Genomic DNA, 23,423 nt, shown 5'->3' with positions numbered 1-23,423 from the left:
CATGGAAAGGACGCATGCGAGCGGTCGGCCGGGCCGACGTTTCGCCTATCCCCCCGGATAAGATCACGGCACGTGGAGGGCGAGGTCGGTGCTCTCCGTTCGAGCCAGAGGATCCCACCCTATGTCACGCATACGCCGCAGCTGCGTGGGCCTGGCCCTGCCGGCACTGCTCCTGCTCACGGCCGCCCCGGCGAGCGCCGGGACGGGCGGACTCGACGTGTCGCCGGGGTCGGTCCGGCGCGGCGACCGGGTGACCCTCAGCACGCTCAACCCCGAGCTGATGAACCACGCCGACGAGGACGGGGAGGTCGCCGTGACCTCGCCCGCCTTCGAGGGCGAGGTCCGGCTGAAGCCGGCCGGGAGGGTGAGCTGGCGGGCGAAGGCCCGGGTGCGCTGCGACACCGGGCCGGGCACGTATCCCGTCACGTTCCGGGAGCCGGTCGAGTTCGACGGCAAGCCCGTCGAGGGCCGGCTGACGGTGGTCGCCGACCGGGCCGGGGAGCCGGACGCCTGCGCGCGGACCACGGCGTCCGAGGACACGTCCGGCGGCGGGCTGCTCGCCCTCGGCGTCGGTGCGGCGGCAGCCCTGGCGGCGGCGGGCGGCCTCACGTACATCGCCCTGCGCCGCCGCAGCGCCCGCCACTGACCGCCCGCCACACGTACGCGCCGTCAGGCCGGGCCCGGCGGGACCCGTGGTGCCCGGAGGGGCGCGGTCCGCCCGCGGACGGTCGCGAGGACGGGAGCGGACGGCTGGAGCGTGAGGCCGGTGAAGGGGCGGGGGATGCCGCCCGCCGCGGTCTCCAGCCGGAAGCGTCCGGCGAGCACGGCGAGCAGCAGTACGGACTCCACGAGGGCGAAGCGCGCGCCCAGGCAGGCCCGCGGGCCGCCGCCGAACGGGAACCAGGCCTCTTCCATGGCGCCCACCGGCGGTTCGGCGGACCAGCGCTCGGGGCGGAAGGCATCCGGGTCCTCGAACCAGCGCCGGTCGCGGTGCACCGACCACTGGCTGCACCAGACGGTGGTGCCGGCGGGCACCGGGCGACCGCCGAGGGCCGCGCCCTTCCGGGCGACCGCGCTGATCAGCCAGATCGGCGGGTAGAGCCGCAGCGCCTCCTTGACGACCTGCCGGGTCCACGGGAGCCGGGCGTAGTCCTCGAAGGAGGGGAGCCTGCCGCCGAGGACCCCGTCGAGCTCCTCCTCCAGGCGCAGCCGGGCCGCGGGGTTGCGGGAGAGCAGCTGCCAGGTCCAGGTGAGGGTCGTGGACGTGGTCTCGTGTCCGCCGACGTACAAGGTGACCGACTCGTCGCGCAGTTCCTTCTCGGAGAGCGGTTCGCCGTGTTCGTCGCGGGCGGCGAGGAGGCGGCTGAGCAGGTCCTCGCGCTCCTCCCCCGCTGCCGCGGCGGCGCGGTGTTCGGTGACGACCCGCTGGATCTCGTCGTCGAGGCAGGCGACCGCGCTGCGCATGCGGCGCCGGCCGGGGGTGCTCAGCCAGGGCGGCAGGAAGAGCGTGACCCCCCGGAACTCCGCGCCCAGTTCGCGCTGGGCGACGGCCATGGCCCGGCCGATGACCTCCTCGCGGCCCGAGGCGTCGCTGCCGAACAGGGTGCGGACGGCTATCCGCTGGGTGAGTGCCGCCATCGCCTTGTGGAGGTCGATCCGGTCCCCGTCCTGCCAGCCGGCGGCCGCGGCGTCCGCGCACTCGACCATGGTGGCGGCGTACGCCTTGACCTGGCGGGGCCGGACGGCCGGCTGGACGAGGGCGCGTTTGCGCCGCCAGTCGGCGCCGGTGGCCACCACCACGCCGTCGCCGAGCAGTTGGCGGAAGGCCCAGCCGAGTTCCGTCGGCTGGAACGTGCTCTCCACCCCGGCGAGGAGCTCGGCGACGTGCTCGGGCCGGGAGACCAGGATGTTGCGCCGGGGGCCGAGGGACCAGGGGACCCAGTCGCCGTGCCGGTCGCGGAGCTGCTCGAAGAAGCCGAGCGGGTCGCGGGCGAAGGAGGGCAGGTTGCCGAGCAGCGGCCAGCCGCGCGGTCCGGTGACGGTGTGGGGCTCCAGAGTGGCGGTCACCGCGGCATGGTCCCACCGCGGCCGTGCGGACACCAGACCGATGGGGCGGCGCGGTGGCCGCACCGCCTGCCGTGGGTGCGGGCTCTCAGCGGCCCGCGACCAGGTCGGCGAAGCGGGTCAGGTCGATGTTGCCGCCGCTGACGAGGACCCCCACGCGCCGGACGCCCTGTTCGCGCAGTTCACCGGCGCGGGCGCGCAGTGCGGCCAGGCCCAGGCAGCCGGTGGGTTCGACGATCAGCTTCATGTAGGTGGCGAACATCCGCATGCAGTCGACGAGTTCGTCGTCGGTGGCCGTGACCGCCTCCGGTGCCTCGCGGCGCAGGATCGCGAAGGTCAGTTCGCCCAGGTGCTGGGTCTGGGCGCCGTCGGCGATGGTCTTGGGGGTGTCGATGTGCACGATGCGGCCTTCGCGGAGGGACCGCCGGGCGTCGTCGCCCGCCTCGGGCTCCACCCCGTACAGGCGGCAGCCGGGGGCCAGTTCGCGGGCGGACAGGGCGGTGCCGGAGAGCAGCCCCCCACCGCCGAGCGGCACGAAGAGCGCGTCGAGCGGACCGGCTTCCTCGAAGAGCTCCTTGGCGGCCGTGCCCTGTCCGGCGATGATGTGCGGATGGTCGTACGGCGGGATGAGCGTGAGGCCCTGCTCCTCGGCGAGCGAGCGGCCGATGGCCTCGCGGTCCTGGGTGAAGCGGTCGTACGTGACGACCCGTCCGCCGTACCCGCGGGTGGCGGCCACCTTGGCGGCGGGTGCGTCGTGCGGCATCACGATGGTGGCGGGGATGCCGAGCAGCTGCGCGGACAGGGAGACCGCCTGGGCGTGGTTCCCCGAGGAGTAGGCGACGACGCCGGCCTCGCGCTGGCGGGGTGAGAACCGGCTCAGCGCGTTGTAGGCGCCGCGGAACTTGAAGGCTCCCATGCGCTGGAGGTTCTCGCACTTGAACACCACCTGGAGGCCGAGCTGTTCGTCGACCAGCCGGGATCTCAGCACCGGGGTGCGGTGGGCGACCCCCTCGATCCGCTCGGCTGCCGACAGCACGTCCTCGTAGGCGGGGAGCCCCGTCATCGCGGTCATCGCACACGACCCTCTCGGTAGGGAGCGAACCAAGAAGGGGGAACTTATCAGGGTGATCACCCGGAGAAGGAAGTGATGTGTCTGGGCGCCACCCCCGTGGGCGCCGAGACACATCACGTGCACGGCCGCCGGTCATACCGGCCGCCCTGCCGGGCCATCTAGTCAACTAGATGGAACATCCAGAACCTACGCCAGGACCCTCGACCGTTGTCAAGCCCGCAAGACGCCCCACCCCCGGTTGCGACCGTTTCCGTCTAGTCGAGTAGATTGCTCGCGGCACGGCGAATCCGCCGGGCAGGACCGGTGCACGGAGGAGGGCCCCCCGCGATGAGTGAGCGACCCCCCGGCAGCCGGCCCGACATCGCCCGCAAACTGGGCCACCTCATCGACACGCTGCACCCCGAGAACCGCGGCCCGTACACCTACCAGGAGATCGCGGACCTGATCCGCCGGCGAGCCGGGGAGGGCGACCCCACGGTGTCGCACGGGACCATCCAGTCCATCAGGACCGGCAAGGTCACCAACCCGAGCGTCGACTCCCTGCGGGCACTGGCCTCGTTCTTCGGCGTCCCGCCGGGCTACTTCCTCGACGACGCCGTCACCGAGGCCGTGGACCAGCGGATCCGCGAGATCAAGGAGAGCGTCGAGCGGGCCACGGCGGGCGACGAGCTCGCCAAGGCGCTGGAAGACCAGGAGGTGCGGGCGGTCGCGTTCCGCCTCAGCGGCCTCTCGGCCCGTTCGCTGCGCGGCATCAAGGGCATCGTCGAGGGCTTCCGGCAGGCGGAGGGACTCCCCGAGGTCGAAGCGCGCCGGCGGCGCCGCGGCGGCCGCGCCGAGTGACATTTCGGTCCGTGCGCCACCTCGCCCTCTGCCTGCGGCTCCACGGGCACTAGGGTGTGGTCGCAGCGCTGACGACCCTCGGCCTGCGCGGCGGAGGACAGCCCCCGCCGCTCGCCGGACGGACGGGGCAGAGCGGGAATGTGGCGGTGGGGACGTCGGCGCAGGACGTGCGCCGCCCTCGCGAACGGCCTGGAGATTCCGCAGCCGTTCGACCTCGGCGCGTTCTGCGACCTGATCGCCGGGCAGCGCGGCCGGCCCCTCGTCCTCCTCCCCCTCGACGGCCCCGGCAGCGAGGACCTGCCGTGCGGGGTCTGGCTCGGCCTCGACACCGCCGACCTCGTCTTCTACGACGCAACCGCCCCCGACATCCTGCGCGTCCACATCGTCCTGCACGAGATCGCCCACATGCTGCTCGGGCACGTGGCCCCGGAGCTCGACCTCGCCGAGGACGCCACGCAGCAGGAACTGGACACGGCCGCCGCCCACTTCGGCCGGCTGCTGGCCCGCGCCGACGGGGCCATCGAGCGCGCCGACCGGCCCGACCTGCCGATCGCCGCGATCGTACGGGCCGAGTCCGCGCGGATCCGTGCGGCGACCGCGGCGGCCCGCCCCTCGGACGATGCCCTGGGGCTGTCCGCCGACCGGATCGTGCACCTGCTCGGGCGCACCAAGTACTCCAGCCGCGAGGAGCAGGAGGCCGAGACGGTCGCCACCCTGATCCTGGAACGGGCCAGCAGGCGCAGCGAGATCGAGGCCACCTCCGACGCCGCCGCAGACGTACTCAACCGCCTCAACGACACCTTCGGCCACCCGGTTCGGAACGAATGAACACCTTCATATGAACACCTTCAAACTCGTCATAGCCGTCCTGCTGTGGATCGTCACCTTCTGGCGGCTCCCGGCAGCGATACGCCGTCCCCAACAGCGCGCCACCTGGCTCGCGTTCACCGGCCTCGCCGTCGCCACCACCGTGGCGATCCCGCCGATCGCGCTCGCCATCGACACCTCCACCGGGGTCAACGACCTCTGCGTGCTCATCAAGAACGTCATCGGCATCGGCGCCTGCGCGGCGGTCCTGGACCTGGTCATCGCCATGGCGCGGCCCGAACTGCTGCGCCGGTCCCGCCCGTTGAACGCCGCGGGCAGCATCGTGACTTCGGCCCTGATGGCCGCCCTCTTCTTCCGGGTCCCGCGGCCCGTGCGGGTGGACAACTTCTACGAGGACCACGCGGACTCGGCCGCCGCGACCGGTTACTGCCTGACCTTCGTGGCCTACCTGGCCCTGGCGACGGCGTTCGGCTCCTGGCTCTGCCTGGGCTACGGCCGCAAGTCCGGGCGCAGCTTCTTGCGCACCGGGCTGTACCTGCTCGGGGCGGGCCTCGCCATCGGTACGGTCTACAGCCTCTTCCGCGCCGGCCACCTCTCGGCGCGCCTGCTCGACCTTCCGTTCCCGCTGGCCGAGGCCCGGGTGCAGTACGTCGCCGACGCGATCGAGTACGCCGCCATCTTCCTGATCATCGTCGGCAACTCGCTGGCGCCGCTGGGCGCGCTGGTGCAGTCCGTGCGCGACTGGCGCACGCTCAAGGAGATCCGGCCGCTGTGGGTCTCCCTGACGGCAGTGGTCCCGGACATCGTGCTGGGCACGCGGGTCCGGCGCGGTCCGCGCATCCGGCTGCACCGGGTGGCGATCGAGATCCGGGACGCCGCCCTGGTGCTCGCCCCGTACGCGGACGCGGCGACGCGCGAACGCGCCCGCTCAGCAGCGCAGGCGACGGGTCTGACCGGCGAGGCGCTGGAGACCACGGCCGAGGCGCTGTGGCTGCGGGCGGCCGCCGAGGCCCGCTCCCGCGGCGCCGCACCCGCTCCGGCGGAGGGCCCGGCGCCCCGGGTCTCGGACGGACTCGACTTCGAGGCGGAGGTGGTACGGCTGCGGCAGCTCACGGCCGCCTACCACTCCCCCGCGGCGGAGGCCTTCGCGGCCGGTCCGGACCGGGCGGCTGCGGTATGACGCGTCTGCGCGCGGCCCGGTGGGTCACCGACGGCCTGGAACCGAAGAACTGGCTGCTCGTGGTGACCCTGCTGATCGGCTGGCACGCCGACCGTCTGGCCGGGGTCGCCTGGGGCCTGCTCGCGGGGATCTCCTGCGCGGTGCTGCCGGTGCTGTGGATCGGCTGGGGCCGCCGCAGGGGGTGGTGGGGGGACCGTCACGTCCGCAGGCGCCAGGACCGGTTGCTCGTCCTCCCCGGCATCGCGGCCTCGGTGGCCGCGGGGATCACGCTGATCGTCCTGCTGGACGGGCCGTTCGAGCTCGTGGCGCTGATCGCCGCGATGCTGGTCTCGCTGGTGGTGTTCCTGGGGATCACCACCGTATGGAAGATCTCCTTCCATACGGCGGTCCCGGCCGGCGCGATCACCGTCGCGGCCGTGGCCTTCGGCCCCTGGGCCCTGCTCTGCCTCCCCCTGCTGGTGCTGGTGGGCTGGTCGCGGGTGGTGCTGCGGGACCACACCCCGGGCCAGGTGTGCGCGGGAGCGCTGCTCGGCGGGGCGATCGCAGGCTTCGTGTTCACCGGCCTGACCTGAGCCGGACCGGGGCGCCGCGCCGGGTCTCGGCGCCGAGCCGGATCAGGGGGTGAACACCTGGTGCAGGGTGTCGATCGCCCCGTCGGCCCCCCGGTGGTAGCGGAAGACCAGACCGGAGTCCGGGTGGGCGTCCAGCCAGTCCAGGAACTCCTGCACGCCGATCTTCTGGTTCTCGGTGCTCTCCACGATCGGGGTCGTGACGGTGACGTGGGCCGCCTGGTCCATCGGGAGGGACGTCTCGGCGCCGACGGGCTCGAAGGGGGCACCGTCCGAGTCGGGGGTGCCACAGCCCCAGTTCCCGTGCTTGACGACGAGGCTCAGGGACCCGCCCTCGGGGGTGTAGCGGTAGACGGCGATCTCGTCCGGCGAGATGGGCATCTTGTGGTCGCAACCGGGGTCCGGTTCCGGGTCCGCGCCGCCGGGGGGCTCGGGGAGCCCGGGCGCGGGCTTCACGGGGGCCTTGACGGACGGCTTGGCCGCGGGCTTGGCCGACGGCTTCGCGGAGGCCTCGGCCCCCGGCGCGGCCGGGGCGGGGTCCGCCGGCGCGGTCGTGGCGGCGCCGCCCTTGCCCGTGCCGGAGCCCGCGGGACCGCGGGCGCCGTCCTCGCCGTTGTTGCACGCGGTCAGCGCCAGAGCGCAGCAGAGCGCCAGTGCGGCCAGGGGCCGTCTGTGAACCATGTCCGTCTCCTCCGTGGGAAGTCCGCGCCACCGTAGCGTGGCGCAAAGCGGGCGGAGAACGGCCGGATGTCGTTTGTCACCGAGCCGGGATCGTGCCGTTGCCGGTCACGGAACTTGTCCGCCGCAGACCCTGTCCGATAAGCGGACGGAGTTCGCCGGACCGGCCGGGCGGCGCGCTGTCACCCGGCATACGGAACACCTCATTCCGCCCAAGTGACCTGCACTGCAAGGGTTTTCCCTGCTTCCCTTGCGCGGCGCCCGTCTGACATCTTGCGTTCACCCCTTTATTCACACGGCCCGGTGCTGCCCGCAGCGCCGGGTTTTCGGAGGACGCATTGATACCCCACATATTCAGTCGGCTTCGAACCTCTGCCGCGGCGGCCACCGCCCTGGGCGCCGCGCTCGCCTTCGCGACCCCGGCGGCGTTCGCGGACACCGCCCCGCTCGCTCCCTCGGCCTCGCAAGCCCGTACGGCCGCCCCCGCCCCGGCCGCGGCGTCGGCCGCCTGGGCCGCCGGCACCCGCGCCTACCTGGTCATCACCGCCCCCGGTGACACCACGGCCGTGCGCACCGCCGTGACGAACAACGGCGGCTCGGTCTACGCCCACTACGACGCCATCGGCGTGATCGTCGCGCACTCGACGTCCTCCACCTTCGCCGCCACCCTGCGCGGGGTCAGCGGAGTGCAGCAGGTCGGCGCCACCCGTACCTCCGACGTCCCGGCCGACGCCTACAACCCGGCCCTGCCGGCGAACCCGTCGCAGGCGACGACCACGCTCACCGAGTCGAACCGCTGGGACATGACCCAGATCAAGGCCGACCAGGCCTGGGCCGTGACCACCGGCTCCTCCGCGGTGAAGGTCGGCATCCTCGACACCGGCGTGGACGACAAGCACCAGGACATCGCCCCGAACTTCAACGCGGCCGACTCGGCGTCCTGCGCCTACGGCAAGGCGGACACCCGCGCCGGCGCGTGGCGCGACGTCGGCACCCACGGCACGCACGTGGCCGGTACGGTCGCCGCCGCCAAGAACGGCAAGGGCGTCATCGGCGTCGCGCCGGGCGTGAAGATCTCCTCGGTCCGCATCGCCGAGCCGGGCAGCAGCCTCTTCTTCGCCGAGAACACCGTCTGCGGGTTCATGTGGGCCGGTGACCACGGCTTCAAGGTGACCAACAACAGCTACTACACGGACCCGTGGCAGTTCAACTGCCCGGACAACGTGGACCAGGCCGCCATCATCGAGGGCGTCAAGCGCGCCCAGGAGTACGCCGAGAGCAAGGGCTCGCTCCAGGTCGCGGCCGCCGGCAACAGCAACTACGACCTGGCGAACAAGACGACCGACAGCGAGTCCCCGAACGACTCCACCCCGGTCACCCGCACCATCACCAACGCGTGCCTCGACATCCCGACCGAGCTGCCGGGCGTCGTCACCGTGGCCTCGATGGGCAACGGCAACGTCAAGGCGTCGTACTCCAACTTCGGCAACGGCGTCATCGACATCGCCGCTCCGGGCGGCGACGGCGCGTCCGGCGTCTACTCCACCCTGCCGGGTGGCAAGTACGGCAACATGAACGGCACCTCGATGGCGTCGCCGCACGTCGCGGGCGTGGCCGCGCTGATCGCCAGCGTGAACCCGTCATTCACCCCGGCCGACATCCGCGACCGCCTCGGCGTGCAGGCCAACGACACCGCCTGCCCGTCCGACAGCCGCTGCAAGGGCACCACGGCCAAGAACGGCTTCTTCGGCGAGGGCCAGACCGACGCCCTCAAGGCCGTCGGCAGCACCCCGCCTCCCGGCAAGTACTTCGAGACGCTCGCGGACGTGACCGTCGCGGACAACTCCACGGTCGAGAGCCCGATCTCCGTGACCGGTGTCACCGGCAACGCGCCGGCCACCCTCAAGGTGGGCGTGGACGTCAAGCACACCTACCGCGGTGACCTCGTCATCTCGCTCGTCGCGCCGGACGGCACCGTGTACCTGCTGGAGGACTTCTCCAACAGCGACAGCACGGACAACGTGGCCAAGACGTACACCGTGAACGCCTCCTCCGAGGTCGCCAACGGCACGTGGAAGCTGCGGGTCCAGGACGTCGCCTCGCAGGACACGGGCAAGATCGACGCCTGGAACCTGACCTTCTAGGGTTCCGCGCCCCCAGTCCCACCCCCCACACCACCGCCCCTGGGGCCCGACGTGACCGGTCGGGTCCCGGGGGCGGTGTTTCAATGTCCGGATGATCGAAATCCTCGCCCTCGTCGCCGCCGCGTCCGTGACCGGATGGCTGCTGCGCCGCACAGCCCGCCGGCGCCGGGAAGCCCCCGCGGCCGGCGAGCCCGTGGGCGTCCCCTGCATGCTCCGCTTCCCCGCCCGCGCCCGGCGGTGGCGCCCCGGCCGCCTGCTCACCGCCGGCCCCACGGTCGTCTGGGCCCCGTCCCCGGGCCGCCGGACACCGGTCCACCTCCCCGCGGACCTGCACCGCACGGCCCTGCGCGCCCCGACGACCCGCGAGGGCATGTCGATCAACCCCGCCTCCCGCATCGTGGACTGCGTCTGCTCCGAGGGGCCCGTCCAGATCGCGGTGATGCCGCACGACGTCCCGCTGGTCCTCGAGGCGGTCCCGGAAGCGCCGGCTCCGCCGCCGGCCGGCTAGTCGCGGGGCCGGGACCGGTGGGCCTGCCAGGACGCGAGGGCCTCCGTGCGGGAACCCGCGGGGTGGGCGGCGTGCCAGTCGCGCAGGAAGCGGTTCAGCTCGAACTGCGCGCCGATCTCCTGGGGGCGGGCCGCCTCCGACCGGGTGTCCCGCCAGTGCTGCGCGGCCTCGGCCAGGGTACGGCCCGCGTTCTCGGCGACGTACGCGCGCATGAAGGCGTCGAAGTGGAACGCCGGTCCCAGCTCCTGCTGGAACCAGGCACGCAGCACCTGGCTGCACCGCTGCCCCTCCGGGATCACCGAGTCCCCGTCCACCGGAGCGGCCAGCTGAGCCGCCCCCGCCGTGCGCCGGGCCGGGGCGGGCGGCAGCGGCAGTCCGTCCAGGGCCGCTGCGAGGCGTGCGGTCAGGGCGGCCTTGCCGCCCCCGGCGGGTATCCCGAGCCTGCGGGCGAGCGCCGTCAGCTCGGCGAGCGTCCAGTACCAGCGGAGCAGCTCCGCACCGGTCAGGTCGGGCGTCGGCTCGGGCCGCGACGGGTCGGCGGGCCTCACGAGAGCCCGTCCGGGGACGGCTCTGTGCAGCGCTCCGGGCAGAGGCATACGGTCATCGCGCGATCCTAGCCGCGCCGCAGCGCGCCCGTACGCGCGGGAGCCCTGTGGCGTCAGCGCAGGTCAGGGCCCCTGGCGGGCGCGCGCGCCCTCGCGTGTCCGGCCTGCGGACGGCGCACGCCGGGGGTGCCTGTTCAGGTACTCCTCCTCCAGCGCCGCCATCCGCCGGCTGTGCGTCGCCAGTGCCTCGTCCGAGCCGTGCAGCAGCGTTTCGTGGCGCGTGCGGTGGATCGCCTCCAGCTCCTTGAGCAGCCGGTCCTCCGCGAGCTCCGCCGGCGGTACGCCTTCGTAGTGGGCGGGCATATGGGTGACTCCTCCCGGAATCCGGTCTCGCCTGTGACCAGTCTCGCCTTCCGGAACCCTCCCGGCCATCCGGACCGGACCCTCTCGCCCGCTAGCGTGTGCGAGGTCCGGAACGGGAAGCGCCGGATCCATCGGATGAACGGATCTGAGTATTTCTGTTATCGGGCGGGCGCACTGGGGTCTCCCAGGTGTTGGGCAAACATCGTCGTCCGGGACAGGCAGGGTTGATCGGAACATGGGTACACAGCAGGGCACGGCACTGGTGGTGGCCGCACAGGCCGGCGATCAGCGGGCTCAGGACGAGCTCGTCTCCGCGTATCTGCCGCTCGTCTACAACGTCGTCGGCAGGGCGCTGAACGGCCACTGTGACACCGACGACGTGGTGCAGGACACCATGCTCCGGGCCCTGCACGGCCTGGGCGGTCTGCGCACTCCCGAGAGCTTCCGGTCCTGGCTGGTCGCCATCGCGATGAACCGTGTCCGGGCCCACTGGGAGGACCGGCAGGCCCGCCAGGGCTCGACGGGGATCAGCAGTCTCGACGAGGCCCAGCAGTACGCCGACCCGGGCGCGGACTTCGTGGACCTGACCGTCGTACGGCTGAACCTGTCCGGACAGCGGCTCGAGACCGCCGAGGCCACCCGATGGCTGGAGCCCGACGACCGCGCCCTGCTCTCCCTGTGGTGGCTGGAGTGCGCCGGGGAACTGACCCGGCCGGAGGTGGCCGCCGCGCTGGAGCTGTCCCCGCAGCACACGGCGGTGCGGGTGCAGCGGATGAAGGCCCAGCTGGAGTCGGCCCGGGTGGTCGTACGGGCGCTCCAGGCCAATCCCGCGTGCCCGGAGCTGCACTCGGGGCTCGGCGCCTGGGACGGCCGGCCCAGCGCGCTGTGGCGCAAGCGAATAGCCCGGCACGCCCGGGACTGCTTCCGCTGCTCGGGTCTGTGGAGCGGGCTCTTCCCCGCCGAGGGGCTGCTGGCGGGGCTGGCGCTGCTGGCGCCGACCGCCGCGCTGGTGGCGGCGACGCGCGAGAGCGTGCTCATGGGGATGGCGGGCGCCGGCTACACGATGACCGGCGGACCGGGCGCTGCGGGCGCGCCGGGCGCCGCGGGCGGGTCCGAAGCCGTTTCCGCGGCCGGGGCGGCCGGCGGACGGACGGCCCGCCGGAAGCTGCAGCGGCAGCACGGGCGCCGCCGGGCGGTCACCGCGGGCACCGTCGCCGTGGTGGCGGTGTCCGGAGGGGCGTTCTACTTGTTCGGCGGGCCGGACGAGAAGGAGGCGGACACCGCGCGGCCGCTGTCGGTCCCCGCGACGCCCGCGGCCGTCCTCACGGTCCCGCCCTCGCCGACGCCGACGCCGTCGCCCTCCCGGAGCGCCTCCCCGAAGGCCTCCCCCTCTCCGTCCCGCAGCGCGACCCGGTCACCGAGCCCGTCGCCCACGACCCGCAAGCCCACGCCGAAGGCCACGCCGTCCAGCCCGCGCCCGAAGCCCACGACGCCCCGCCCGGGCGGCGGCGGCAGCGGTGGCGGTTCCGGGACGGCCGGCCAGGTGATCTCACTGGTCAACCAGGAGCGGGCACAGGCCGGCTGCGGTCCTCTGACGGAGAACAGCAAGCTGCGCGCGGCGGCTCAGGGGCACTCGGACGACATGGCCGCCCGGGACTACTTCGACCACACCAACCCGGACGGCGCCGGTCCCGGCGAGCGGGTGACGGCGGCCGGCTACCGCTGGTCCACGTACGGCGAGAACATCGCGATGGGCCAGCGGACCGCGGCGCAGGTCATGGATTCGTGGATGAACAGCTCGGGACACCGGGCGAACATCCTCAACTGCTCGTTCAAGGAGATCGGGGTCGGCATCCACACGGGTTCGGGCGGCCCCTGGTGGACGCAGGTCTTCGGCGCCCGCTGACGGGACCGGCACGGCCGGGGGCCGGGGGCGGGGGACGAGCCTCGGCCCCGCGCCGCCCGGCGGCCCGCCGGGATCAGATCTCCAGTTCGGATTCGATGGCCTTGAGCTGGTGCCGGGCCATGGCGAGGTTCGCGCGCCCCTTGTCCAGCGCGAGGTAGAGGAAGAGCCCGTTGGTGCCCCGGCCCTTGAGGAGCCGGATGAGGTGGTACTGGTTGCCGAGTGTGATCAGGACGTCCTCGATCTCGTCCTTGAGCTTGAGCATCTCCATGGTGCGGACCTTGGCCCTGACCACGTCGGTGTTGCCCGCCGCGGCAAGGTTCAGGTCCAGGTCCTTGCCTCCGCCGACCATGCCGAGGGCCATGCCGCTGGTGTAGTCGACCAGGGCGGCGCCGATGGCACCGTCGATGGAGGTCATGGCTTCCTTGAGGGCGGTTTCGGTGTTCGCCATGTGTGGAGCACTTCCTTCTTGTCTGGGGGATATCGGGGATATCCCCGAGGCGGCGGACCGGGGCCGGCCCGCCGAGCGGATCGGGTCAGATGTCGCGGCGGGCGAGGGCCTCGTCCACGAGTTCGCCTATGCGGGCGCTGGAGCGGCGGGCCTCGAGGTGCAGGCGGCCCACGTTGATGCGGGGCTCGGCGAGCAGGGTCAGTACGGCCGAGTGCCCGGCGGCGTAGGTGGCGACGTAGCCGCTCTCCCCGCGCACCAGGAGTTCGCGGAAGGCGCCCTGGCCCGTGAGGTCGGTCAGCCGCTGGGCGACACCGAGCGCGGAGGCCGTGAGGGCGGCGACGCTGTCGGCCTCGTCGGCGGCCGCCTCGCGGGCGAGCACGAGGCCGTCGACGCTCGCGGCGAGCGCGCCGGTCAGCTGCGGCAGCCGGGCTCTTAACCTTCTGAGCTCACCGAGCACTTCGGGCTCTGCCGTCATCAGCTGTCTCCTTTCGTGGTGACTCCGGCTCGCCGGCCTCACGGTGCGCTGCTGGCGCATCGGGAGCCTCATGACGTCGTACACGGGGCCTGGCCGGCGGAACGGGGGAAGAGCACAGTCACAGGGATGCCTCCAAGGCGTCACGGAGCCGACGGAGCAGGGCGATGTCCGGGGAGGCGACCTGCGTGACCCAGCCGGGCAGGGCGGACGGTGGTACGGGGCGGGGGTCGCGCGGCGTCTCGACCAGCCCGGTCGCTGCCAGCCGCCGTACCTCCAGCAGGGTGTGGAAGGCGGACCGGCCCAGTTCCCAGGCGAGCGCCGCCGGGGTGCGCACCCCGTCGGCCTTGCACAGCAGCGCGCGCTGGCGCGGGGTGACGGTCTGCCCGGGTGCGGCGGGCCGGGCCACCACGGGGGCGGTGTCCAGGACGGGGTACGGCCAGACGCTGTCGAGCAGCTCCCGGCGGCGTACGGTCTCGCGCTCGACGGCGGCGGCGGAGACGGAGCGCAGGGAGCCGATCCAGTGGGTGGCGCCGCGGCGGAACCGGGTGGGGCCGCTTCCGGGGGCCAGGGCGAAGAAGGCCGCGTCGAAGACCGCCCCGAGGTGGCAGATTTCCAGTTCGCCGCCGCCGACCCGGCCGGATTCGACGAGGAACCGGCCGACCTGTCTGCGGGCCCCCGCCCGGTCGACGGCTTCCTGCCAGCCGGAGAGCGGCAGCCGGCCGCCCGCGGTGAGCAGGACGTCGAGCCCGGGGGTGGCGGGGCTCTCGGCGTGGACGACCCGGCCGTCCTCCAGGAAGAGGGTGCCGTGGTCGCGCAGCAGGGCTCCGGTGGCGCGCTCGTCGGCGAGCCGCAGGAGCATGGGGGAGACGGCGGCGGCGTGCACCGCGACCTGGGCGTTCATCCGAGCACCAGCTCTGCGGCGAGGTCGCGCAGTCTGATCCGGGCGAGGGCGAGGTTGCCCGAGGCGCGGTCGAGCCAGAGGTGGAGGAAGACGCTGCTGTCGAAGCTGGTCTCGACGAACCGCAGGATGTGGTAGCCGGTCCGGGTGGTGACGATGACGTCTTCGAGGGGCGGTCCTTCATCCGGTCCGCCCGGTCCCGCAGCCGTGCCGGGCGGGCCGCCGGGCGCGGCCGGGCCGGGTTCCGGGTCGGGCGCGAAGGACTCGTACTCCGCTGCCGCGCGGGCCAGTTCGGCCGTTTCGGCGGCGGTCGTCTCGTGGTCGCCGACCGGCGACTCCCCTGCCGTTCCCAGCGCCAGACCGCTGCTCCAGTCCACGAGAGCAGCACCACGGGCACCGGGCACCGCCATGGCCTCGGACAGGCATTCATCGATCCCGGGCACGCGGGCTCCCCTCCCTGCCGACCGTCGAGTATTCGTTCGCGTACGGGCAGCGACACAGCACGCTACTCAACAACGGCTGGGGGTAAGCGAGTTCTGGCACATTCCATCGGAACATGCCGAAAAACAGCCGCCCGCGGCCGGAAGAAGATCTTCCGGCCGCGGGCAATGACCGTTCATGACCGGCGACGACCGATCGGGACCAGGCTCCGACCCCGGCCTACCGGGTGCCGGAGGCGCGGCGGCGCCGGGCGGCGAACACGGCGAGGAGCCCGAGCGCGACCGCGGACACCGCTGCCGCGGCAACGGGCAGGGCCGCGTCGGAACCGGTGTTCGGGAGGTTACCGCCGGGCGCCGGGGACGCGGTGGGCGTGGGGGTCGCACCCGGGGCCGGGGTCGTGCTCGGGGAGGCGGTCGGCGTGGCGCTCGGGGAGGGGGTCGGCCCGGTGCTCGGACTGCCGGTGGAACCACCGGTGATCTCCAGCGCGACGGGCGCGGTGTTGTCGGCCGGGTCCGGGTCGCCGTTGGGCGGGGTCCCGACCGAGAGGCTGCCCTCGGCTCCCGGGACCTTCTCGAGGATCCGCAGCCGCAGGACGTTCACGCCGCGGACCCCGCAGTAGATCTTCTCGTCGTCACCGAAGGCGCAGTACCCGACGCCGGGGCGCTCCTTGCCGTGTCCGGGCAGCTCCAGCTCGGTGCCCTCGGGGAGTTCGACCCTGATCTGCTGCGGGCCGGGCCCCTCGGGGGTCCAGGCGGGGCGGGGGACCTCGGTTTCGACGACCTCGCCGACCCTGCCGCGCACGGTGATGCCCGCGATGCTCCAGTCGGCGCCGTCGTCGTAGTCCTCGGAGACGAACGCGAGCCGGCCGTCGCCGGTGAGCGTGCCGGGGGCGACGGGCGTGAGGCCGAGCGCGGGCCCGGTGCCCTTCGTCAGCCGCCGGTAGTCGGACAGGTACTCCGGTACGGCGCCCAGGGAGTGGACGGAGTATTCGTACGCGCCCTTCATCTGGCAGCAGTACGGGGTGCGGGCGGTCAGGGGCACGTCCGTACGGTAGCCGGTGCCGGGCTGCAGTCCCCCCTCCACCGGGAACTCGCAGTAGGCGTAGGTGAGATCGCGCGGGTAGAAGCAGTTGGAGTGGGCCGCCTTCTCGAAGGCCGCGCCGGTGATCCCGATGCGCAGCAGCACGCCGCGGGGCGCGGCGGCCTGGCCCTTGTTGCCGAAGGCCGGGGTGAGGGCGGGCGCCTTGCCGCGCTCGGAAGCGGGGATGGTGTAGGCCGGGTGGGCCCCGAGGGCCGGCTGCGGCTTGCCGACGTACACGGTGGTGTCCTGGGTCAGGGTGCCGGCGTTGGAGCTGGTGATCCTGGCCTCGATGGTGCCGGCCTCGCCGACCGGGACGCCCCGGACGGAGGTGAGCGCGAAGGGCACGAGTTCGGTCCGCTGGTAGAAGTCGCCGAGCTCGCAGGTGAAGACGTGGTCGGCGCGGGTGCAGCCGTAGCCGGTCCGGGAGAGCGTGAAGCGGCCCTTGAGCGCTGAGGCGTCGAAGACGGCGACGACGTCCTTCGCCTCGAGTTCGTTGCCCTGGCTGTCGGAGCCCTTGGAGCTGAGGATCGTCTCGTAGCGGTTGCCTCCGTCGGCACCGCCGTCGGGAGTCGCGAAGTAGAAGTCCTGCGCGGCGTACTGGACGAGTTCGGGCTTGTCCTCGGCCGCTCGGACGGGGGCGGTTGCCCCGAGTCCGAGGAGTGCGGCCGCCGCCAGCACGGCCACCGGTCCCCGGTGGCGCCAACTCGCTTTCATGCAGTCTCCCTCGCCGGCTGGACGGCCTGGCCGCCCCGGGGTGTTTCCCCCTGTCCGTACAAGACACACGAGGGGCGTCCGAGGTTGTACGGCGGCCGGCCGCCTGTCGCGGATCCGAGTCAAGCGCCGGGAATCACGGGCCCGGCCCGGTACGTCCGGATGTACGGCACCCAGCGCGCGACGGGCTGGGGCTACTCGCTCCGGGAGTTCGAGGTGTACGGCACCACGGACGGCGGTCCCGTGATCCCGGGCGGCGGTGACCTCGGCCCCAACGTCCTGGTCTTCGACCCGTCCACGCCGGGGATCCAGGCCAGGCTCGACGAGATCTTCCGGCGCCAGGAGTCGGCGCAGTTCGGCTCCGGCCGCTACCAGCTCTTCTTCAAGCCCGGAACGTACACAACATCAATGCGCAGATCGGCTTCTACACCTCGATAGCAGGACTCGGCCTCAGCCCCGACGACACGACGTTCAACGGCGACGTGACGGTCGACGCGGGCTGGTTCGGCGGCAACGCCACGCAGAACTTCTGGCGTTCGGCCGAGAACCTGGCCCTCAACCCGGTCAGCGGCACCAACCGCTGGGCCGTCTCGCAGGCGGCGCCGTTCCGCCGGATGCACGTCAAGGGCGGGCTGAACCTGTCCCCGGCGGGCTACGGCTGGGCCTCGGGCGGCTACATCGCCGACAGCCGGATCGACGGCCAGATCGGCAACTACCCCCAGCAGCAGTGGTACACCCGCGACAGCTCCATCGGCGGGTTCTCCAACGGCGTGTGGGACCAGGTGTTCTCGGGCGTCCAGGGCGCGTCGGCCGACCACTCCGCGAACCCGACCACCGTGCAGGACGTGTTCGTCCGCGTCGGCGGCGCGGGCGCCGGGAAGGCCACCCTCGGCATGGTGGTCAACAGCGACGACACGATCGTCGACCACACCTGGATCTGGCGGGCCGACCACGGCGACGGCGTCGGCTGGGAGACCAACCGCTCCGACTACGGCTTCCGGGTCAACGGCGACGACGTGCTGGGCACCGGTCTGTTCGTCGAGCACTTCAACAAGTACGACGTGGAGTGGAACGGCGAGCGCGGCCGGACGATCTTCTTCCAGAACGAGAAGGCGTACGACGCCCCGAACCAGGCAGCCATCCAGAACGGGCCCTTCAAGGGCTACGCCGCCTACAAGGTGGCCGATTCGGTGAACACCCACGAGGGCTGGGGCATGGGCAGCCACTGCTACTACAACGTCGACCCGACGATCCGCCAGGACCACGGGTTCCAGGCCCCGGTGAAGCCGGGCGTGCGCTTCCACGACCTGCTCGTGGTCTCGCTCGGCGGCAACGGCCAGTACGGGCACGTCATCAACACGACGGGCGCCCCCACCTCGGGGACCTCGACCGCGCCGTCGACGGTGGTCGGCTTCCCCTGATGCCCGGCCCGCGGCACGACGGGCCGGCTCCCTGCCCCGCCGCATCCGGTCCCCCGGGTGCGGCGGGGTCCGTCCGCCTCAGAGCTCGATGACGATCTTGCCCGCGGTGTGGCCCGTCTGGCTGAGGTCGAAGGCCTCGGCCAGCTCCGCCAGCGGGAACGTCGCCGCGACCGGGACCTTCAGCTGGCCGCTGCCGGCCAGCCGGCCCAGCCGCGCCAGGTCGCTGCCGACCGGCCGTACCCACATCCACTGCCCGCCGGCGCCGAGGACGGTGGGGTCGGCGATCGAGGCGTGCCGGCCGCCCTTGCCGAGGACGGCCGTCGTGACGTCGAGGACCCCGCCGACGAAGTCGGCGACGACGCTGACGCCCACGGGAGCCATTTCGCGGACCCGGTCCACCAGGCCCTCGCCGTACTGGACGGGCTCGGCACCCAGCTCGCGCACGCGGTCGTGGTTGCGCGGGGAGGCGGTGCCGATCACCCGGGCGCCGAGGGAACGGGCGATCTGCACACCGAGGGAGCCGACACCGCCGGCCGCGCCGTGCACCAGGACGGTGTCGTCCTCGCCCGCGCCCAGCCGGGTGAGCAGCTGGTACGCGGTGAGCCCCGCCAGGGGCAGGCCCGCGGCCTCGTCCCAGCTGAGGGAGGGGGGCTTGGGCGCGAGGGCGCGCACCGGCACGGAGACGTACTCGGCGAACGTCCCGCCGTGGACGTAGTCCTTGCGGGCGTAGGCGATGACCTCGTCGCCGACCTTGAACTCGGGCACGTCGATGCCGAGCCTCTCGACGGTCCCGGCCACGTCCCAGCCCGGTACGACCGGGAACATGACGTCCATCAGTCCGTCGAGGTGACCGCCCATGATCTTCCAGTCCACCGGGTTCACGGCGGCGCGCCGGACCCGGACGAGGACTTCGCCCGGAGCGAGCTTGGGGAGCGGCAGACGCGTCTCGGCGAGCACCTCCGTCCCCCCGTACGACGTGTACGCCATCGCCCGCATGGTGTCCTCGGACATGTCTCCGGCCTTCCGTGAAAGGGTCGCGCTGTCACACGCGGCTCATCCCACCACACCGGCCGCCGTGTCCCCGAGAGGCGTGGCGGGCGCGCGGCGGCCGGTATGGAAGGTCCGTGGGAGTACGGGGTCCGGGGCGGGGCGGCTGCGGTCAGAGGGCGCGGTGGGCGGCGACGATGTCCGCGTGGCGGCGGGCGGCGCGTGCACAGGCCGTCAGGTGGGACTCCAGATAGGCGGTGCGCTCCGGGTCCTCCACCGTCCCGCCGGGCCCGGCGGTGTCGGGGTACGGCGAGCCGTTCTCGCTGACGTAGAGGCGGCGGCCGCCGTACTCGCCGGTGAGGCGCATCAGCAGGGTTTCGATGCCGTCGGCGTCGACCTCCCAGTCCATGCCGGTGCGCGGGACCCCGGGGCGGCGGATCTGGCGGGCGCGCGGGGCGGGGCCGCCGGGGTCGTCGGTGACGACCTGCGGGAAGTAGTAGTTGAGGCCGAGCCAGTCCAGCGGCGTGGCGATGGTGGCGAGGTCCCCGGCGCGCCCGGGGAGCTCCACGCCGTAAACCTGGCGCATGTCGGCGGGGAATCCGCGGCCGTGGACGGGGTCGAGCCACCAGCCGTTGACGTGGCCGTCCATCCGTACGGCGGCGGCGCGGTCGGCCTCGTCCCCGGTGGCGGGCACGACCGTGGAGAGGTTGTTGACGATGCCGATCCGGGCGGCGGGGGCGGCCGCGCGCACGGCCTGCGTGGCGAGGCCGTGGCCGAGGAGCAGGTGGCAGGAGGCCCGGACCGCGGCCGTGAGGTCCGTCAGGCCGGGGGCCATCAGGCCCTCGAGGTGTCCGATCCAGGCCGAGCACAGGGGTTCGTTGAGAGTGGTCCACTGCACGACCCGGTCACCGAGGCGCTCGGCGACCAGGGCGGCGTACGAGGTAGCGCTGCAGCAGCAGGAATCCGGCGACCACGGGCACGCTGACCACGAGCGAGGCGGCCATGATCTGGTTCCAGTGCACGTCGGTCCGGGTGGAGTAGCCCTGCAGCCCGACGGCCAGGGTGCGGGTGGTGTCGTTCGTCATCACGGAGGCGAACGGCACCTCGCCCCAGGCGGTCATGAACGCGTACACGGCCACGATGCCCGGCACCGCGGCCGGCACGACCACCCGGAACAGCGCGCCGAGCGGCCCGCAGCCGTCCACGGTGGCGGCCGCGTCGAGGTCCCGCGGGACGGAGTCGAAGTACCCGATGAGCATCCAGATCGAGAAGGGCAGGGAGAACGTCAGATAGGTGAGGATCAGGGCGCCGCGGGAGCCGTAGAGGGCCACGCCGGTCGCGTTGCCGATGTTCACGAAGATCAGGAAGAGCGGCAGCAGGAAGAGGATGCCGGGGAACATCTGCGTGGACAGCACGGTCACCGTGAACAGGCGCCGGTCGCGGAACCGGTGGCGGCTGACGGCGTAGGCCGCGAAGACGGCGATGACCACGGAGCAGACCGTCGCCGCGCCCGCCACCCGGCGGAAGGCCCCCGAGACGTCCTTGAGGGGTTTGAGCGAGCTCGTGACCATGACGTACACGGGCAGCAGGACGAGGAACACCGCCCGGATCCACCGGAAAGAAGCGGGCGGGTCGAGCGGTGAGCGGCTACGCGGCATCGGTGCGCCTCCTGCTCCGCGTGGTGAGGAAGAGGTACGGGGAGGTGACGGACAGGAGGAAGAGGAGCAGAAGTACGGACATCGCGGATCCCGCGCCGAAGTTCCCGGTCACGAAGGACGACTGGTAGATGTGGACCGAGATCAGGTCGGCCGCCTCGGGTGCGGACCTGCAGCGCCCTGCCCACGGGCGCGCGGACGTCCACGGCGAGCCGGTAGTTGTCCAAGCCCGACCACGGGGCGCGGGACCAGTCCCGGATGAAGAACTGGGTGAGCTCGCGGAAGCCCATCAGGATGCCCATCGCCACCGGCACGACGTGGATGAGCGCAGGTGTTGCCGATGTTGAGGACGTCCGGGCCCTGGCCGGAGGCGGTGGCGGCCAGGATCCGGTTGAGCAGGTCGGACCAGGGGATCACCTCCAGCTTCACCTTGATCCCGGTCCGCTTCTCGAACCTCTCCAGCTACGGGCCCAGGACCGCCCGGTCCGCCGCAATGTCGGGCCCCTGGTTGGAGGCCCAGTAAGTGAGCTCCTTCGGGGCGGTGTTGGACCCCCCTGCCCCGGAACCGCCCCCGCAGGCGGTGGCGGCGAACAGGCAGGCGGCAACGGCCGCGGCCCCGCTTCAACGCATGACGGATCAACCCCTCTCGGCTTAATTTATTACGTGAGTTAAGCCGCGCAGGAAGGTCGCGTCGAGGGGCCCCACAGGGGTATGTTGCCGATCGGACGCGGGGCGGAAGGAGCCACATGACGGGCCGGAACGGGCGTACGGTGCGGGATCTGCGCCGCGGGAACCGCAGCGCGGTGCTGCAGCGGCTGTACTTCGGCGGACCCATGAGCCGGCAGGAGCTGGGCCCGGTCACCCGGCTGAGCTCCGGGTCGGTGAGCAACGTGGTCGGCGAACTGGTCGCCGACGGGCTGGTCGAGGAGGCCGGCGTCGTCGACTCCGACGGCGGCCGCCCCCGCACCCTGCTGCGGGTGACCGCGGGCGCCGGGCACGTGATCGGCGTCGACGTCGGCGAAACCCGCGTGCGCGTCGGGCTGTTCGACCTCACCCTCACCGAACTGGCCCGGGCGGAGCGTCCGTTGGAGCCGCGCGGAGACTACGACGTCGACCGGATCGTCGGCCACGTCACCACGGGGGTCGCCGCCGTACTGGCCCAGGCCGGCACCGGTACGGACCGCCTCCTCGGCGTCGGCGTCGGCGTCCCCGGCATCGTGGAGCGCGACGCACCGGGCGGTGCGGTGGTCCACGGCCAGACCATCGGCTGGGACGCCGTACCCCTGGAGGCCCTCCTGCGGGCCTCCGCCGCCCTCCCCGACGGGGTCCCGTACCTCATCGACAACGGCGCGCGCACCCTGGGCCAGGCGGAGATGTGGTTCGGCGGGGGCCGCGGGGCGCGCGATGCGGTGGTCGTCCTCTTCGGCTCGGGCGTCGGCGCCAGCGTGATCACGGACGGCTCGCCGAACACCGTGACGGAGGGCACCGCGCTCGAATGGGGACACCTGACGGTCTCGGTCCGCGGCCGACGCTGCCGCTGCGGCGCCCTGGGCTGCCTGGAGGCGTACGCGGGAGCGGAGTCCCTGCTCGCCCGCTGGGCGGAGCAGGGCGGCCGGGTCCCCGAGGGCGCCGACGAGGAGGACGCCCTCGGCGCCCTGCTGGCGGCCGCGACGGCCGCCGACCCCGTCGCCCTGGCCGTCCTCGACGAGACCGCCGAGTACCTCGGCGCCGGCCTGTCCGACGTCATCAACCTCTTCCAGCCGGAGCGCGTCCTGATCGGCGGCTGGGCGGGCCTCCTGCTGGCCCCCCACCTCCTCCCCGCGGTCCGCCGCTACGCCGCGGCGTACTCCCTGCACCACCCGGCGGCCCGCGTCACCATCGACGTGGGCCGCCTGGGCCCGGACGCCGTCACCGTGGGCGCCGCCACCCTCCCCCTTGCGGCCTTCCTCGCCAAGGGCTCCACGGCACGCACCGTCCCCGGACCCACCTGAGGCCGGTCCGCTGCGCTTGGCTCGGGCGGGGCCGGTGGCCCGGCTGGCGCCGGCGGGGGCTGCGCCCGCGCTCCGCGCGGGCTGGGGACACCCACCAGCACCACCCGTGCGGCTGGGAGGGCACGGCTGAGGCCTTCCAGTGGTCGGCCACCCACCGCCGCCGGCCTTCCCGCCGTGCGCACCTCCGTCCTGCGCCCGGACGGCCGCCCCACCGAGCTCTGCTGCCGACAAGCGTCCGCCGCCGGACGGCCGCGGCGGGTTTGGCGACCGCTGGCGGCCTATGCCCGGCCACAGACAGCCCGGCCGCCGCCGAGACGAGCGGACCACGTAGCGATCGTGGGCGGCTTACGCCCGGCCACAGACGGCCCGGTGGCCGCCGGTCGGCCTCGGCTGTGCAGCGATCTGCCGCGTGCCCTTTCCGCCCGAAGGGCGGGCCCGCGCCCCCGCCCCCGCTCCGCGGGCCGACCCCACCGGGTGGTGGCCCGTCCCCCCTGCCATCCCTCCCCCTCCGGGGGATGCTCGCAAGTCTGTGGACTTCCGGGACGACGCCTGGAGTCAAGGGTGGAGCGAAGCGCAATCGCGAAGCGACGCGACCGAAGGGAGCGCCCTTGACGCCAGA

The 23,423-nt window shown here is 73.1% G+C and carries 21 protein-coding genes and 4 pseudogenes; 10 read left to right on the top strand and 15 right to left on the bottom strand.

The window, feature by feature from the left end:
* Positions 1 to 121: 121 nt before the first annotated feature.
* Entirely contained in the window at positions 122 to 646 is a 525-nt protein-coding gene (locus ACZ7H1_RS04635) for a hypothetical protein (RefSeq protein ID WP_470783712.1), read from the top strand.
* A 23-nt stretch (positions 647 to 669) separates the two neighbouring features.
* Here ACZ7H1_RS04635 and ACZ7H1_RS04630 read toward each other — a convergent pair whose 3' ends face one another.
* On the bottom strand, positions 670 to 2,067 hold the full coding sequence (locus tag ACZ7H1_RS04630) for a cytochrome P450 (RefSeq protein ID WP_470783711.1): 1,398 nt from the start codon (positions 2,065 to 2,067) through the stop codon (positions 670 to 672).
* Positions 2,068 to 2,152: 85 nt separating this feature from the next.
* Positions 2,153 to 3,136, bottom strand: coding sequence for a threo-3-hydroxy-L-aspartate ammonia-lyase (locus tag ACZ7H1_RS04625; protein ID WP_470783710.1), 984 nt, complete (start codon positions 3,134 to 3,136; stop codon positions 2,153 to 2,155).
* 327 nt (positions 3,137 to 3,463) lie between these two features.
* On the opposite strand from ACZ7H1_RS04625, the gene ACZ7H1_RS04620 reads away from it, so the two are divergent.
* The 4 genes from ACZ7H1_RS04620 (at position 3,464) to ACZ7H1_RS04605 (ending at position 6,556) form a co-directional block, all read left to right on the top strand.
* Positions 3,464 to 3,976 (top strand): helix-turn-helix domain-containing protein, encoded by a 513-nt coding sequence (locus ACZ7H1_RS04620; protein ID WP_470783709.1) that lies wholly within the window; start codon positions 3,464 to 3,466, stop codon positions 3,974 to 3,976.
* 138 nt (positions 3,977 to 4,114) lie between these two features.
* Positions 4,115 to 4,804 (top strand): hypothetical protein, encoded by a 690-nt coding sequence (locus ACZ7H1_RS04615; protein ID WP_470783708.1) that lies wholly within the window; start codon positions 4,115 to 4,117, stop codon positions 4,802 to 4,804.
* A gap of 10 nt (positions 4,805 to 4,814) precedes the next feature.
* On the top strand, positions 4,815 to 5,984 hold the full coding sequence (locus tag ACZ7H1_RS04610; RefSeq protein WP_470783707.1) for an MAB_1171c family putative transporter: 1,170 nt from the start codon (positions 4,815 to 4,817) through the stop codon (positions 5,982 to 5,984).
* Entirely contained in the window at positions 5,981 to 6,556 is a 576-nt protein-coding gene (locus ACZ7H1_RS04605) for a hypothetical protein (protein WP_470783706.1), read from the top strand. The genes ACZ7H1_RS04610 and ACZ7H1_RS04605 overlap by 4 nt, the downstream gene beginning before the upstream one ends.
* A gap of 42 nt (positions 6,557 to 6,598) precedes the next feature.
* Here the strand turns inward: ACZ7H1_RS04605 and ACZ7H1_RS04600 are convergent, their stop codons facing one another.
* Positions 6,599 to 7,234 carry a hypothetical protein gene (locus ACZ7H1_RS04600; protein WP_470783705.1) on the bottom strand — a complete coding sequence of 212 codons (636 nt, stop codon included), beginning with the start codon at positions 7,232 to 7,234 and terminating at the stop codon, positions 6,599 to 6,601.
* A gap of 335 nt (positions 7,235 to 7,569) precedes the next feature.
* Here ACZ7H1_RS04600 and ACZ7H1_RS04595 point away from each other — a divergent pair, with 335 nt between their 5' ends.
* Both ACZ7H1_RS04595 and ACZ7H1_RS04590 read left to right on the top strand, forming a co-directional pair.
* Positions 7,570 to 9,375 carry a S8 family peptidase gene (locus tag ACZ7H1_RS04595; protein ID WP_470783703.1) on the top strand — a complete coding sequence of 602 codons (1,806 nt, stop codon included), beginning with the start codon at positions 7,570 to 7,572 and terminating at the stop codon, positions 9,373 to 9,375.
* A 91-nt stretch (positions 9,376 to 9,466) separates the two neighbouring features.
* Entirely contained in the window at positions 9,467 to 9,883 is a 417-nt protein-coding gene (locus tag ACZ7H1_RS04590) for a hypothetical protein (protein WP_470783702.1), read from the top strand.
* Here ACZ7H1_RS04590 and ACZ7H1_RS04585 read toward each other — a convergent pair.
* Positions 9,880 to 10,431, bottom strand: coding sequence for a DUF6434 domain-containing protein (locus ACZ7H1_RS04585; RefSeq protein ID WP_470783700.1), 552 nt, complete (start codon positions 10,429 to 10,431; stop codon positions 9,880 to 9,882). The genes ACZ7H1_RS04590 and ACZ7H1_RS04585 overlap by 4 nt on opposite strands.
* A 120-nt stretch (positions 10,432 to 10,551) precedes the next feature.
* Positions 10,552 to 10,791 carry a DUF6158 family protein gene (locus ACZ7H1_RS04580; protein WP_470783699.1) on the bottom strand — a complete coding sequence of 80 codons (240 nt, stop codon included), beginning with the start codon at positions 10,789 to 10,791 and terminating at the stop codon, positions 10,552 to 10,554.
* A gap of 235 nt (positions 10,792 to 11,026) precedes the next feature.
* On the opposite strand from ACZ7H1_RS04580, the gene ACZ7H1_RS04575 reads away from it, so the two are divergent.
* Entirely contained in the window at positions 11,027 to 12,697 is a 1,671-nt protein-coding gene (locus ACZ7H1_RS04575; protein WP_470783697.1) for a sigma-70 family RNA polymerase sigma factor, read from the top strand.
* A 73-nt stretch (positions 12,698 to 12,770) separates the two neighbouring features.
* Here ACZ7H1_RS04575 and ACZ7H1_RS04570 read toward each other — a convergent pair whose 3' ends face one another.
* From ACZ7H1_RS04570 to ACZ7H1_RS04550, 5 genes are all read right to left on the bottom strand, one after another.
* Positions 12,771 to 13,145, bottom strand: a complete 375-nt coding sequence (locus ACZ7H1_RS04570) for a hypothetical protein (protein ID WP_470783696.1) — start codon at positions 13,143 to 13,145, stop codon at positions 12,771 to 12,773.
* An 85-nt stretch (positions 13,146 to 13,230) separates the two neighbouring features.
* Complete coding sequence (locus ACZ7H1_RS04565; protein ID WP_470783694.1) at positions 13,231 to 13,620, bottom strand: roadblock/LC7 domain-containing protein; 390 nt, start codon at positions 13,618 to 13,620, stop codon at positions 13,231 to 13,233.
* Positions 13,621 to 13,738: 118 nt separating this feature from the next.
* Positions 13,739 to 14,521: a transcriptional regulator gene (locus ACZ7H1_RS04560; RefSeq protein WP_470783693.1), complete on the bottom strand. Its 783-nt coding sequence runs from the start codon at positions 14,519 to 14,521 to the stop codon at positions 13,739 to 13,741.
* Positions 14,518 to 14,961 (bottom strand): hypothetical protein, encoded by a 444-nt coding sequence (locus tag ACZ7H1_RS04555; protein ID WP_470783692.1) that lies wholly within the window; start codon positions 14,959 to 14,961, stop codon positions 14,518 to 14,520. The genes ACZ7H1_RS04560 and ACZ7H1_RS04555 overlap by 4 nt, the downstream gene beginning before the upstream one ends.
* Positions 14,962 to 15,178: 217 nt before the next feature.
* On the bottom strand, positions 15,179 to 16,753 hold the full coding sequence (locus tag ACZ7H1_RS04550; protein ID WP_470783691.1) for an LPXTG cell wall anchor domain-containing protein: 1,575 nt from the start codon (positions 16,751 to 16,753) through the stop codon (positions 15,179 to 15,181).
* Between the two features lie 84 nt (positions 16,754 to 16,837).
* Here ACZ7H1_RS04550 and ACZ7H1_RS04545 point away from each other — a divergent pair.
* A pseudogene (locus ACZ7H1_RS04545) lies at positions 16,838 to 18,171 on the top strand (hypothetical protein).
* Positions 18,172 to 18,249: 78 nt separating this feature from the next.
* Here ACZ7H1_RS04545 and ACZ7H1_RS04540 read toward each other — a convergent pair.
* From ACZ7H1_RS04540 to ACZ7H1_RS04520, 5 genes and pseudogenes are all read right to left on the bottom strand, one after another.
* Positions 18,250 to 19,167: an NADP-dependent oxidoreductase gene (locus ACZ7H1_RS04540; protein ID WP_470784010.1), complete on the bottom strand. Its 918-nt coding sequence runs from the start codon at positions 19,165 to 19,167 to the stop codon at positions 18,250 to 18,252.
* A gap of 187 nt (positions 19,168 to 19,354) precedes the next feature.
* Positions 19,355 to 20,098 (bottom strand): annotated as a pseudogene (locus tag ACZ7H1_RS04535) (glycoside hydrolase family 1 protein); the annotation flags it as partial.
* A complete protein-coding gene (locus tag ACZ7H1_RS04530) occupies positions 20,064 to 20,816 on the bottom strand; it encodes a carbohydrate ABC transporter permease (RefSeq protein WP_470783689.1) in 753 nt (250 codons plus the stop codon). The pseudogene ACZ7H1_RS04535 and the gene ACZ7H1_RS04530, both read right to left, overlap by 35 nt.
* A pseudogene (locus ACZ7H1_RS04525) lies at positions 20,806 to 20,985 on the bottom strand (sugar ABC transporter permease); the annotation flags it as partial. The gene ACZ7H1_RS04530 and the pseudogene ACZ7H1_RS04525, both read right to left, overlap by 11 nt.
* Before the next feature lie 131 nt (positions 20,986 to 21,116).
* Positions 21,117 to 21,407: pseudogene (locus ACZ7H1_RS04520) on the bottom strand (extracellular solute-binding protein); the annotation flags it as partial.
* A gap of 152 nt (positions 21,408 to 21,559) precedes the next feature.
* Between ACZ7H1_RS04520 and ACZ7H1_RS04515 the strand changes: the two are divergent.
* Entirely contained in the window at positions 21,560 to 22,804 is a 1,245-nt protein-coding gene (locus ACZ7H1_RS04515) for an ROK family transcriptional regulator (protein WP_470783687.1), read from the top strand.
* Positions 22,805 to 23,423: the final 619 nt, after the last annotated feature.

The sequence above is a fragment of the Streptomyces sp. NPDC037401 genome (assembly GCF_055602345.1).
The sequence above is the reverse complement of the archived record's forward strand: the minus strand, read 5'-3'. Positions and strand labels throughout refer to the sequence as shown.